Source organism: Vibrio aquimaris (assembly GCF_009363415.1).
GTDB classification, from domain to species: Bacteria; Pseudomonadota; Gammaproteobacteria; order Enterobacterales; family Vibrionaceae; genus Vibrio; species Vibrio aquimaris.
In genome coordinates, this window is record NZ_CP045351.1 from 612592 (window position 1) to 626310 (window position 13719).

The 13719-nt window shown below is 41.2% G+C and carries 11 protein-coding genes; 5 read left to right on the plus strand and 6 right to left on the minus strand.

What is annotated here, in order from left to right; genetic code table 11:
* Positions 1 to 261 precede the first annotated feature (261 nt).
* Both FIV01_RS17170 and FIV01_RS17175 read left to right on the plus strand, forming a co-directional pair.
* Positions 262 to 1971 carry a phospho-sugar mutase gene (locus FIV01_RS17170; RefSeq protein ID WP_152432203.1) on the plus strand — a complete coding sequence of 570 codons (1710 nt, stop codon included), beginning with the start codon at positions 262 to 264 and terminating at the stop codon, positions 1969 to 1971.
* Positions 1972 to 2075: 104 nt separating this feature from the next.
* The gene (locus FIV01_RS17175) at positions 2076 to 2861 is read left to right on the plus strand and encodes a substrate-binding periplasmic protein (RefSeq protein ID WP_246210520.1); all 786 of its coding nucleotides are present in this window, start codon (positions 2076 to 2078) and stop codon (positions 2859 to 2861) included.
* A 1-nt stretch (position 2862) separates the two neighbouring features.
* Here FIV01_RS17175 and ppsR read toward each other — a convergent pair whose 3' ends face one another.
* Positions 2863 to 3696, minus strand: a complete 834-nt coding sequence (gene ppsR / locus FIV01_RS17180) for a posphoenolpyruvate synthetase regulatory kinase/phosphorylase PpsR (protein WP_152432204.1) — start codon at positions 3694 to 3696, stop codon at positions 2863 to 2865.
* Positions 3697 to 3871: 175 nt separating this feature from the next.
* On the opposite strand from ppsR, the gene ppsA reads away from it, so the two are divergent.
* Together ppsA and FIV01_RS17190 are read left to right on the plus strand one after the other, a co-directional pair.
* A complete protein-coding gene (gene ppsA / locus FIV01_RS17185; protein ID WP_172971867.1) occupies positions 3872 to 6244 on the plus strand; it encodes a phosphoenolpyruvate synthase in 2373 nt (790 codons plus the stop codon).
* A 346-nt stretch (positions 6245 to 6590) separates the two neighbouring features.
* Positions 6591 to 7961, plus strand: coding sequence for a YjiH family protein (locus tag FIV01_RS17190; protein WP_152432206.1), 1371 nt, complete (start codon positions 6591 to 6593; stop codon positions 7959 to 7961).
* A 64-nt stretch (positions 7962 to 8025) separates the two neighbouring features.
* Here the strand turns inward: FIV01_RS17190 and FIV01_RS17195 are convergent, their stop codons facing one another.
* Positions 8026 to 8790, minus strand: a complete 765-nt coding sequence (locus tag FIV01_RS17195; protein WP_152432207.1) for a ferredoxin--NADP reductase — start codon at positions 8788 to 8790, stop codon at positions 8026 to 8028.
* A 168-nt stretch (positions 8791 to 8958) separates the two neighbouring features.
* Here FIV01_RS17195 and FIV01_RS17200 point away from each other — a divergent pair, with 168 nt between their 5' ends.
* Positions 8959 to 9387 carry an acyl-CoA thioesterase gene (locus FIV01_RS17200; protein ID WP_152432208.1) on the plus strand — a complete coding sequence of 143 codons (429 nt, stop codon included), beginning with the start codon at positions 8959 to 8961 and terminating at the stop codon, positions 9385 to 9387.
* Positions 9388 to 9501: 114 nt separating this feature from the next.
* Here the strand turns inward: FIV01_RS17200 and FIV01_RS17205 are convergent, their stop codons facing one another.
* The 4 genes from FIV01_RS17205 to FIV01_RS17220 form a co-directional block, all read right to left on the minus strand.
* Entirely contained in the window at positions 9502 to 10398 is an 897-nt protein-coding gene (locus tag FIV01_RS17205) for a LysR family transcriptional regulator (protein WP_152432209.1), read from the minus strand.
* Positions 10399 to 10903: 505 nt separating this feature from the next.
* Positions 10904 to 11896, minus strand: a complete 993-nt coding sequence (locus FIV01_RS17210) for an OmpA family protein (RefSeq protein ID WP_152432210.1) — start codon at positions 11894 to 11896, stop codon at positions 10904 to 10906.
* 10 nt (positions 11897 to 11906) lie between these two features.
* Positions 11907 to 12944, minus strand: coding sequence for an adhesin (locus FIV01_RS17215; protein WP_152432211.1), 1038 nt, complete (start codon positions 12942 to 12944; stop codon positions 11907 to 11909).
* Between the two features lie 8 nt (positions 12945 to 12952).
* Positions 12953 to 13702: a fimbrial biogenesis chaperone gene (locus tag FIV01_RS17220; RefSeq protein WP_152432212.1), complete on the minus strand. Its 750-nt coding sequence runs from the start codon at positions 13700 to 13702 to the stop codon at positions 12953 to 12955.
* Positions 13703 to 13719: the final 17 nt, after the last annotated feature.

The following is a 13719-nucleotide window of genomic DNA, read 5'->3' on the forward strand; positions in this document are numbered from 1 at the left end:
GTTCAGGAAATACGTAAAAAACAACAAATTTTATTAGTTTTGTTATATTTATGTTATCAAAAGCTAGTTGGCGTTTCGGGAATATGCAAGAAAGTGCTACCGGAAATGTCGACTAGTTTTGCTGATTATGGTCAACCTGGATCACAATATTTAATTTAACGATTGCTCTCTCGCAAATAATGACCAATTTCACTTAATATCACATGATTGATTTTCAAATTTCATTCACTCAAAGCACTAAGTGTCAGGGTAAGATAAGTTATGAAGCAACAAGTTACTCACTGGTTAGAAAGAGACCCAGATCCACGTACGCGCGAAGAACTGACAAAGTTAGTCGATGATAAAGACGAACGAGAAATCGCAGACCGATTTAGTCAGCGATTAGAGTTTGGAACCGCAGGGCTGAGAGGTAAAGTCGGTGCTGGACCAAACAGAATGAATCAGCTCGTGATTCAAGAAACAGCCGCGGGCTTAGGCCACTATTTGATTAACAATGTTAAAGATGCCAAGCAACGAGGTGTAGTGATCGGCTATGATGGCCGTATTGATTCTAAACAATTCGCTCACAGCACAGCTTCCGTTCTCACAGCGCTGGGCATAAGGGTATATCTGACTCACGATGTTGCGGCAACACCTATCGTTGCTTTTGGTGTTAAACAATTAAATGCAGCGGCTGCGGTAGTCGTGACAGCAAGCCATAATCCACCGGAGTATAATGGTTTTAAAGTCTACTGGGAAAATGGTGCTCAGATCATTCCTCCCCATGATTCGGGGATTGCTTCAGAAATCGAGCAAGCAGCGGTTCAAGCAATACCTCTAATGTCTCTAGAACAGGCTGAAAAAGAAACGCGACTCGTGTGGTTAACAGAAGAATACTATAAGTCTTATCGCCAAAGCGTTAACAGTAATTCTGTACTTGGATACCGGCCAGATACAGCGCAGGTTTCTATTGCTTATACCGCGATGCATGGCGTTGGTGCCCCTATGGCAAAAGCCTTACTCACTGACGCGGGGTTCACATCTGTTTATAGCGTTGCAGAGCAAGAAACACCCGATGGTACATTTCCTACCGTAAACTTCCCAAACCCCGAAGAGGCAGGGGCGATGGATATGGTGATCGCTTTGGCTAAACAACATAATGCAGATATTGCATGTGCTAATGACCCAGATGCCGACCGATTCGCTGTTGCGGCAGTCAAACCAGATGGAAGTTATCAAATGTTAACCGGCGATCAAGTCGGGGCGCTTTTTGGTCATTACTTGCTGAATCAGACTCAAGCTTCAAAACAATTAGTCGGTAATACCGTTGTCTCTTCTAGCTTGCTGGAAAAAATAGCCCGTTCTCATCATGCAGAGTACTACCAAACTCTGACTGGCTTTAAATGGCTAACTAACGTTGCAATGACAAAAGAGTCACCTGAAAAACAATTCCTTTTCGCATATGAGGAAGCACTTGGTTATACCATAGGTAATAAGGTTTGGGATAAAGATGGTTTATCAGCGTTAGTAGCATTCGCACAATTAGTTGCTGAACTAAAGCAACAAGGTAAAACCGTTTGGGATCAGCTAGAGAATATCTATCGTGAACACGGCATGTACATTAATGCTCAGCATAGTACGGCGCTAGATCCTAATGCTCCTCCAATTGGAGATAGGCTCCGAGCTGAGCAACCAAGCCATATTGCAGGCAGGAAGGTAACTGAAATAGACGATCTACAGCTTTCGATTCGTTATCATGCTGATGGTACAAGCAATCCGATAGATCTTCCTCCTAGTGATGTACTTATCTACCGTTTGGACGGAGGAGCTAGAGTTATTGTTCGCCCTTCTGGCACTGAGCCTAAGCTGAAATGCTATTACGAAGTCGTAGAAGAATTCAGCATAGAAGACAGTTTTGCTTCAGCAGAAGCTCGAGCAGAGCTCTCTCTCGATATGCTTATTAGCGAGCATCAAACGAGCCTAGATCACTAGGCCATATGATTTTATGTCAGCTTGCATTACACTTTATGTAAGCTGACATACTATCGAACCACTTCGAGTCGATTTTGCGATGACAAAACCAACCTAATATTTAGATGCTGTCTATACTTGTTGTTAACAACGGCTATCATCTTACTTTGCAAATGAAATTACTCATCTACCCTTGGCTTATTCTAGTGCTATTTAGCACAAACGCTCTCGCAAAACCCAGTGAGTTGTCGGACACTCATCTGAGTATATGTGGGGACTCTATTGATTGGGAGCCCTACACCTATGTTCAAGATGAAGAGGTGAAGGGATTTGATCTTGATGTACTGAATGAGATATTGCCAAAACGTCGCATTACGTTTGATTTTACCATGTCTTCTTGGTCTCGATGTTTAAAAGGGGGAAGAGCGGGCGATTTTCAAGTCGCAGTTAGCGCTACCTACTCCGACGAACGGGCTAAGCATTTCCTTTACACTACCTGGTACTATGCTACGACGCCTTCTTATCTTTATAGAAAGACAAAGTTTAAAAACGGGCTAAAGATAACCCAAGGTTCAGATTTAAACGCTTATAGGGTGTGCGGTATCCATGGATACAACTACAGCGACTTTGGCTTGAAAACAATCCATCAAAACGCTCATAGTATGCACGAACTCGTCACAGAGCTTAACCAAGGAAAATGTGATGTCATACTCGCATGGAAGGAGATTGTAGCGGGGATAAAGAGCATTTGGGGTATAGACTATATAGGTGAAAGCCTAGCGATAGAAGTTATTCCTAAAATGCCAAAGCATAAGTTCCATATGATGATTTCAAAAAAGTATAAATACAAAGAACAGCTTAAAGAGCTACTCGATCAGGGACTTAAAAAATACCAGACCGAGTCATTTTAGATCATAATAGTCGACGCCGCAGACCGGCCTTTTCTAGAATACGGGTTGATATTTCCTCAACGGAAAGTGATGATGTGTTAATGTAGGGAATGGCCTCGCGTCGAAACAGAGACTCAACACTCTTTAATTCACTAATACATTGCTCTGTACTGGCATAATCGCTTCCTGCCAGCCTATTTTCCCTGATTTCATTTAATCTTTGTGGATCAATGGTTAAGCCAAACAGTTTATGCCTGTGTATTTCAAACTCAGGTAATAGCCTCAAACGACGAATATCTTCATCAATAAAAGGATAGTTGACCACTCGCAAGCCGAATTGCATGGCCATATACAAACTGGTTGGGGTCTTTCCACTACGTGAAACACCAAGCAAGATAATATCAGCCTCATCTAAACCTTTGAGGGTGATACCATCATCATGTGCTAGGGTGTATTCTATCGCTGCGATACGATCAAAATACGAGGCCGAATCTTTACCAACACTCCGTGAGCGCTGCAATTTAGGCTGAGGCTCCATCTCTATATCGCCTTTGACCTGCTCGACAATATCCGCGAGCACATCGTAGCTATGAGCAGGAGCTTGCAAAAGCCTGTGTTTGATACGTGGAATAACAATCGAGAAAAACACCAAGGGCTTTCGACCAGTTCTTTGGTAAGACTGCTCAATTTCCCTAAGCAGGTCGTCAAGTTTGTCTTCACTTTCCACAAAAGGAAATGTCTTTTCATGGGCGTTGAGTGGAAACTGACCAATCACCACATGCCCCAATGTCTCGCACGTAATAGCAGTTCCATCAGAAACATAGAATACATCACGACTTTGAATATCAATTTGCATTTTTTATTTAAGCTTTAAAATTATTTTGAGTAGGATGGGTAACACAATAATATCGATAATAAAGCATAGCGAACAGTTACGGACTGCACAGCTTTGAAAATTGCTGAGCTTTTTTATTTACAAGCGTAATCGTTTGCTCTATTCCTACAAAACTGCAATGTTTCTGGAGAAAGACATGCAAAAGAACACCCTCTGGTTTGATAGCCTATCCATGTCAGACGTCGACAAAGTCGGCGGTAAAAACGCCTCACTTGGCGAAATGGTTTCTAATCTGGCGAATGCCGGTGTTTCAGTGCCCAACGGTTTTGCCACTACTTCATACGCATTTAACCAATTTCTAGATTTTGAGGGTCTAGATGAACGTATTCATGGATTGCTTGACAAGCTGGATGTTGAAGACGTCGATGCCTTGAGAAAAACAGGGGCTACAATCCGTCAATGGGTGCTCGAGGCTCCCTTCCCTGCCGATCTTGAGCAGGACATACGGAATAATTACCAAGAACTTATTGAGGGCAATACAGAGCTGTCTGTTGCTGTGCGCTCCTCAGCTACTGCAGAAGATTTACCTGATGCTTCATTTGCGGGTCAGCAAGAGACATTTCTCAATGTCAGCGGCATAGATGCTGTGCTTGAAGCAACTAAGCATGTTTACGCCTCTTTGTTTAACGACAGGGCAATCTCTTATCGAGTTCACCAAGGGTTTGACCACAGGGGTATTTCCTTATCTGCAGGCATCCAACGCATGGTGCGCTCCGACAAAGCGTCTTCTGGGGTCATGTTTACCTTAGATACTGAATCTGGGTTTGATAAAGTGGTCTTTATCACCTCCTCTTGGGGTTTAGGTGAAATGGTTGTTCAAGGCGCGGTAAACCCTGACGAATTCTATGTTCATAAGCCAATGCTCGAGGCCGGTGAGCAAGCCATTGTTAAAAAAACATTTGGTTCAAAACTTATCAAAATGATCTATTCAGATAACCCTGAAATAGGCAAGCAAGTCGACACCATAGATACCACAGAAAAAGAGAGACATCAGTTCTCCCTCAACGATGAGGAAATTACTGAGCTTGCTAAACAAGCAATGATCATCGAAAAACATTACCAACGCCCTATGGACATAGAGTGGGCTAAAGATGGTATCGACGGGAAACTATATATTGTCCAAGCAAGACCAGAGACTGTATGTTCTCAAAGCGAACAAAACGTAATCGAGCGCTATGAACTCAGTAACAAAGCAGACGTATTGGTGGAAGGCCGTGCGATAGGACAGCGTATCGGCTCAGGCCCTGTTCGTTTAGTCGACTCTCTAGATCAAATGTCCTTAGTTCAAGATGGAGATGTATTAGTCACTGATATGACAGATCCTGATTGGGAGCCTGTGATGAAGAAAGCATCAGCGATCATCACCAACCGTGGTGGACGAACCTGTCATGCCGCAATTATCGCTAGAGAACTCGGTATTCCTGCCATCGTTGGTTGTGGCAATGCGACATCTAGTCTGACAGACGGAAGTTTAGTAACGGTTTCATGCTCTGAAGGCGAAACAGGGTACGTATACAATGGCCAGTTAGACTTTGACATCAAACGTTCCACTGTCGATGAGCTTCCCGTTTTACCGACCAAGGTCATGATGAACGTGGGCAACCCAGATCGCGCCTTCGATTTTGCCCAGATCCCGAATGAAGGGGTTGGCTTAGCTCGCTTAGAGTTCATCATCAATAAAATGATCGGAATTCACCCCAAAGCGCTACTTAACTTTGATACACAAACCGATGAGCTTAAAGCAGAAATTAGTGAACGCATTCGTGGCTATAAAGATCCGATCGATTTCTATGTCAGCAAGCTGACTGAAGGGATTGCGACGATTGCTGCTGCTTTCTGGCCAAAGCGAGTGATTGTTCGCATGTCTGATTTTAAATCTAACGAGTACAGCAACCTAGTTGGCGGTAAAGGCTATGAGCCACATGAAGAAAACCCAATGCTTGGCTTTAGAGGAGCATCACGTTATATTTCACCAGTATTTGAAGACTGCTTTGAACTAGAAACCCTAGCAATTAAGCGTGTACGTGATGATATGGGGCTCAAGAACGTCGAAATTATGATTCCTTTTGTTCGTACACCAAGCGAAGCGGCATCGGTTATCGATATTCTGGCTAAGTATGGCCTGCGCCGCGGAGATCAAGGGCTGAAAGTTATCATGATGTGTGAATTACCTTCAAATGCCGTTCTCGCAGAGGATTTCCTTAAATACTTCGACGGCTTCTCTATCGGCTCAAACGACATGACCCAGCTTACCCTTGGTCTTGATAGAGACTCCGGTGATGTGGCTCATCTATTCGATGAACGCAACCCGGCAGTGAAAGCCATGCTTAAAATGGCGATCGATGCGGCAAGTAAAGCGGGTAAATACGTCGGCATCTGTGGTCAAGGCCCATCAGATCACGATGACTTGGCTGAATGGTTAATGGAGCAAGGCATTAGTTCTGTCTCACTTAATCCAGACACGGTTATTGATACTTGGTTAAAGCTTGGAAAAGTCGCAAACAAGTAAATACAGACTTAGTGATGACAACCGCCCGATGGGCGGTTTTTTTATTTGAGTAATAGGTAAATATAATGAGTGAGTTCACAATTATTAATATCACATGTCTCTTAATAGCAAAAACCAACTTGCAACATACTGACAATCAATTTAACATCCCCGAAACAATAAACCGTAATTTTACACAAACGTCATATTATATTGTGCATATTTAGGGAAATTTATTGAATAGTATTGCAAGAATACTCAATAAGGATTACTCTTCGCCAAGAATGACTAAGTAGAGATGTTTAGTGAATAGATATGCTCAAAAAGCATACGGAATTGATTCACTAGCAGTAACACGAGATTTTCAATGCAGAATAACGCTCAAACTATTAAACAGACAAATACCAAAGGTAATCTTTGGATGTTTTTGATCCCTTCGTTACTGGGTTTGTTCCTTTTCATGGCACCCATTCACTATGAAGGGGACATCACTATTCCTATTGCTGTCCTAGCTAAAACTATTCAAGCATTATTCGGTGACCATCTAGTCGGCATCGTTACGTCAATCATTATTTTTATGGCCTCAGCTTCAGTCCTGTGCCGGATAAAAAACCCTGGATTCATATCTCGTAGCCCATTCTTAAACGGACTTTTTAATCCCAGCCCCCTTTGGTTACTAGTACGTGTCATAGGTGGCCTTGCCGTTGCTATGACATTCTTCCAGGTAGGCCCCAAAGCAATCTGGGAAGAAAATACCGGAGGGCTGGTACTCGAAGGCCTATTACCAACACTCTTCTCGGTATTTATCTTTGCTGGTTTGCTACTACCTCTATTGCTTAATTTTGGATTATTGGAATTGTTTGGCACTTTGCTTAGCAAGGTAATGCGTCCAATCTTTAACCTTCCCGGCAGAAGTGCTATAGACTGTATGGCATCATGGCTTGGAGATGGTTCTGTTGGAATTCTTCTAACTAGCAAACAGTACGAAACTAAATTTTATACTCAAAGAGAAGCTGCCGTTGTCGGGACTACTTTCTCTGCCGTGTCCATCACCTTTAGCTTGGTTGTACTGGCACAAGTTGAACTTGAACATTTATTTTTGCCTTTTTATGGTGCCATATGTCTAGCCGGGATCGTTGCCGCGATTGTCATTCCACGTATTCCGCCATTGAGTATGAAAAAGGACACCTTTATTGACGGTTCTACACCCGCTGAAGATGCTGACCTAGTTCCTGAAGGCCATAGCAACTTTTCTTGGGGTATGGAGCTAGCGTTAGCAAAAGCAGGTAAAGTTAAATCACTGGGTTCTGTTTTTGGTGAAGGTGTTCGCAATGCTATTGACATGGTATTTGGTGTTCTACCTGTGGTCATGGGGCTAGGTACTATCGCTTTAGTGATTGCCGAATACACTTCTGTATTTAGTTTCCTTGGTCAACCCTTTATTCCATTTTTAGAGTTACTTGGAGTTCCAGAAGCTGTTGCCGCTTCAGAGACTGTTGTTGTAGGCTTTGCTGATATGTTTATTCCAGCAATTTTAGCAAGCTCAATTGATAATGAAATGACTCGCTTTGTTATTGCAGCCATGTCTGTCACTCAGCTGATTTACATGTCAGAGGTGGGCGCACTACTTCTTGGCAGCCGTATTCCTGTTAATATCTTTGAGCTGTTCACTATTTTTATCCTGCGAACTTTAATTACTCTGCCAGTCATTGCTGGCGTCGCTCATCTGATTTTCTAGCTCGCTTAAAAAGTCAAGGCCCTACTTATTGGGCCTTGCTTTGTTTTATTTTTGGTCACAAGTGTTACCAATAACGTTCAAAAATAACATTTCCACCTGTCGCTCTACGATATTTCTCAAGACCAAAAGACTGTAATGTTTGGGTCGTTTCTTTAATCATTTCAGGATTACCACACAACATGGCAAAACTGCTCTCTTTGGTAAGTTGTACTTTAGCTATGTCCTGAATTTGATTAGCCTGCAGCAATTGAGGGATACGCCCACTTAATGCAAAAGAGGATTCCTCTCTTGAAACAATAGGTAAATATAAAAGGCGACCTTGATATTGTTCCAACAACTGATCAATCAAGTAACGATACACTAGGTCTTTTTCACGTCTGACTCCGTGAACCAATACAATTTTATCCTGACCTAATCTAACGTTGGCGTCATCGAGCAATGATAAAAAAGGGCCAATGCCTGTTCCTGTCGAGAGTAGCCATAGATCCTGAGTAGATTTTGGAATTGAACTGAAAATGAGATCCCCATGAGCTGTGTTACCTACATAAACTTGATCGCCTTCTTTCAACTTGTGTAAGTCAGGCGTTAGTTTTCCTTGAGGATTCGCAACCACTAGGAATTCAAGTGCGCCACTGTTATTAAGAGGTGCATTAACAAGCGAATAAGCGCGGCTAACCAGTCGGCCAGCGTCATCATGCAGTGCAAGTTTGGTGAATTGACCCGCTTTAAAATCAAGTGAAGCGCCAGTCAAGCGCAAGCTGAATAGCTCATCAGTCCAGTCCGTACGTTGCTCTAAATAAGCGAGATTAAAACCGTTAGGTGCTGTCATATCAGATCCTCAATCAGTTTTATTACTTTAAAATTACTCCTCTACTCTATTGATGTAAAGCCCTGCCATATAGCAACCATCAGAAATCACATTTTAGCAACATTTTTAAATAGTTTCATAATTTTAGATTACAATCGTAGGCTGACCTACTGACATAAGGGGCTCCTCATGCATGAACTATTACAGACATTTCCAGTTATCAGTGAAGTTAAAGTGGCGTGGGGCGAGATGGATGCACTGCAGCATGTCAATAATGTCGTGTATTTTCGGTATTTCGAATCTGCTCGCCTGTCCTACTTTCAAAAAATAAACTTATCGCTCGATTCTTCTCAAACTACTATCGGACCCGTGTTAGCAGAAACAAACTGCAAATATAAGCTGCCCATTACCTACCCTGATACCCTTTTTATCGGTGCTAAGGTCATCGATATTCAGGAAGATAGATTCACTATGGAATATCAAATTGTCAGTCAAAAAATAGATAAAGTCTGCACTCAAGGCCAGGCAACCTGTGTGATGTTTGATTTTATAAATCATTGTAAGGTAAAACTACCTAGTAAAATAACGCAAGGAATTTTAGATCTTGAGGCTTGTTAATGATTATTAGATACAATAGGTAAATAATTTGGCTATGTATTATTTACCTAAAGGTGGAGATGTTATTTATAACGCAATTTTATATTTTTAAAAGTGTGAAGCGGAAACGTTTATTTAGAATGATTCTTTATATACGTCTTTTATTGAATCTAATAATAATTGATACATTTCTCCAGAAATATCACTTCTGCTCATCAATACATGCCCCACAGACCAATGAGCGTTGAGAAAATTGGCATCTAACACTTTAACTTTTGGGTTGTTGTCTAGCATAGGGATTGAGGGTAAATAAGCCCAGCCATCTTTTTCAATAAATTTTACCACTAGCTCTATGCCATTTAAAACAACTTGCCGACCAGAAAAGGCAGCACGTTCACCAAGGCCAGCATCCGATGTACTTTGAAGTACATAGCGCGTACTGTCTGCTAAGTCCCTGAAGTTAACAGGACTAAATTCCTGAAGTGGCGAATCTACAGCAGTATACAACCTTCCTTTGACTTCACCTAAGTAACATGCCATTAAGCCGCTTGGTGGTATTAGCTTCGAAGATTGATCATTTCTAAGTATTATCGCGGCATCTAAAGTTTTACTTTTGAGCTCTTCCACGGCCTCATCCCGGCTACGGTATATCCAATCTATGGTAATATTGGGGCATAATTTTCTAGCCGCAATATCAACATCTAAGATAAACTCACTAGGTAGATGCATATCTACTGCTATTTTGAAATGATGCTGCTCTGGAAAGGACAGCGAGTCAGCAAATGATTGTAGGGCCTCAGCATGCCTTATGAGGCCTCGGGACCATCGTAGCAGAGCTTTACCTTGTTCCGTAATCACCAACTTATTGTTACCTCTTTCAAACAAAATCGCATTAAGTGCAATTTCCAAGTTATTAACATGTTCACTAATAGTGGTCCTATCTTTACCACTTGCCCTAGCTGCTTTTGCAAATGAACCATGTTCTGCTGTGAGAGCGAAAGATAACATTTGATCTAAAGTGTATTGAATCATCAAATTTCCAACTTGAAGAGTTACTCACATTAATTGATAAAAGTATAGGTAAACAAAGGTTCACTTGATATCAGTTAATATATGTACCTGTTAAAAGAATCGGTTCCACATAGCCTTTAATCTCTTAACCCCTTAATGGCAAATTGTAAAAAGATTAATTAAAACCACAACTTACCTTGATAAAGTAGAAAATATTAATTTTTAATCGCGGAAGAATCACAGCACTTTGAGGGGGTAAAACCATCACTCTAAGAAAATGTAATGTTAAGTTTACAAGCTATAAATTTGTTCGTTAGCATGGATAACTGCTTTTTTATAGTAATGTGGGTATTTAAACCCTGTCCTAATAGCTGGTCCAAGAATAATGTGAATATAGTATAGTTATCTACTAAAATAGGCTAAGTAACCTCTAGTCTAAAAATATAAATCCCATATATTCCAAAAGTAAAAACCCCTCACTAATTTGCAGGGGCTTTATTTAACGTTCAGAGTACTAGGCTAACCATTAATATGTATTAACGACCTTTGTACCTTTGACAGCTATTTCAACTTTACGAGCATCTTGATCACTTTCTTCTTTCTCAACAACAGATGTCTCAAGATGAATATTCCTCTCGTCCACACCGTGTAAAATCAAAAAGTCCGCTACTCGCTTTGCTCTCTTTCGAGCTAGTCGAGTGTTATACTCTACAAATCCAGGCTTACTATCTGCTCCACCAATTACTACCACATCATAGCTTTCTAATTCAGTAACTTTAATTGCGAACTGAGTTAGTTGCTCCTTCATCTCAGCGCTAAGCGTAGCATCATCATAACTATATTCTGCACTATTTTGGCCTAACTTCACCTCTTGTTTTACTGGTTCTTCAATAAACTCTATAGGTTGAGCGTCGTAGCGGCTGTTTGACCATGGGTGAAGGATCAAAGACAAGCTAACTTGGTTAAGCTGCTTACTATCTTTTTTATCGTAGTATTGATCGATCACACTCACATTGAAAAAGCTGTCAAACTGTAAGGAAACATCAATGTATTCACTCAAAGCATAGTAACCGCCAACCGAAAGGTATGGTGATACACCACTAGTTTCTGGCGGTGAGTCCAGAAATTGTTTGTTCATTTCAGCATTATAAAAATAGCCACCAGCACCAGCAAATAAGCCTCCATCACGTGACAGAGACCATTTATGTTTAGCCAGTACATCTAAGCCCTTAATACTAAAACCATCGCCATCGGAAAAACTTAGGTAACCGAATTCGAAGTTAAATGGTTGTGTACTAATACCTATGTTGTATTTCAAGCTGGTGATGTCATTGTCATTTTTGTAAGGGTCGTCCTTAAATTGCGCAAGACCTCCCCCTACCTGAAAATACAACCCGTTAGATATTAATGTTTCAATAACGCCTTTCTCATTTTCATCCGACTGCTGAGCTTCAATAGCAAAAGCCGAGTTAGCTATAAGTACAGAAAGAGCTAATAACATAGTTTTTTTATAATTCATAAGTATTCTCTTACAAGTAAGAAACGGTATACACTACCATTCCCTCAAACTTACCTTTTTTGATGTCAGAAGAACCACGCGGAATTAGTTTTGCGATGTAACGGTCATAACCGACTTGTGCAACTTCATAGCCATCGCCAACAGGTTCGTTTAATTCCACCTCTTGACCTCCGAGGGTGTATAACTTGATACCTAAAGAATCAATTTCTTTGCCATCTTCATCAAAAACAGGAATATATGACTTATTAGTAAGATCGCGAACGTTATCAAAATAACCACGCAATTTAACCGATGGGCAATCAGGACCATACTTTAAGTTTCTGACTATGATAGTGAGAGGAAGCTGCGCAGCTTGACCAACCTCATCGGCACTTATTCGGCCATAGTCAATATCATTATTCTGGATTTCTAGCTCAACTAAGCATTTAGAAGGCTGAAGAATGTCCATATTAGCAATCACGCTTCGATAATTTGCGTATAGACCGTTATACCCATGTTCTCCATCAACTTGGAAGATGTTTATCGCTTGGCTATAGCCAGTAAAAGTACCGGGCGCAGTGACAATAATTGGTTGATAAGTAATTGTGAGTGATGTTTTGGTTCGCTCTTCACAATCTGAATAGCTTTCACCACTGCGACACGCAGGCACAACAAAGTTGTTGACCGCAGCTTTAACACCATAGATGTCAGTTCCTTCATAGCGAAAGCCGACTTTTATACCTGGGATATTTGGTACAGAAGTGTCTCCTGTTTTCCCTGGCCAAAAATAAACTTGTTCTCGTTCATATCTAAAAGAAGGATAGTGTGTAGCATCCTTGTAGCAGGTCACGGTTACTGTCTGTGATGGCCCACGCCATACAATTTGACCATTGGTTTCATCCACAGGTACAGATGCTGATGGATCGATATAAAAATTGGTCACGCCGCCTGGACCACTGCCACCAAAATGCCCACCTTCGCTTTCACTATAACAAGCTAGGGCCCATACACTCGGGGCGAATATATTCCCAATAGCGAACAATAGCAGGGTTAAAATTAGCTTTCTCATCGCCAGGCCTATTGTTTATTTTGCACTGTGCAAACATTTTGTGTATTACAAACGAAAGTGTTTGATACGGTAGCACCATAGTCGTTGATATGACTGAGCGTATATCGTTCACTTTGCGCAATTTTCAGAGACTTACTGGAAAAAGGCGCCAACATGAAAGGTTTAAACTTTGAGGATTTTTCTCCATCAGCTAACTTTAGTTCAGAGAAAGTCACGTAAAATGGCGAACCATTCTCGATAATAACCTTGTTACCGTTCAAACGCCTAATTTTTGTACTACTATCAATTACCTTGTCTATACGATTGATTTTTTTAAGGCTTTCAGGCCTATAGAAAAATTTAATGACAGATTCGATAGCAATTTGGATCGATCCACTGGCTACCTTGGCATTTGCACTATGGCCTTTATGTTCGACTGAAGGGGGAACTTCTCGAACATGTAAAAAATAGGCGGTTTCCCTATCTTGAGGCAACTGAGAAACGGTAGGTAAAGATTTAATTCGCAAAATAGCGTAATCTTTACTTTCAATTCTCAGCACAGGCGGTACCACAATAAACTTATCTTGTACTTCCTGCCCTGCCATATCTGTCAACCAAGACTGAGCAAGAAATGGCGTCTCAGCCGGATTTTTTATTTTCACTGTTTCGACTTTAGAATCGCCATCGTAAATAACGCGAGTCCTGTCTAGTGCTAATGCGGCGTTTGCTGTGGTCGATACCATCAAGCAGCACACGATTGCTAAAATACAATTTTTCATATTTTCCCAACTACTAA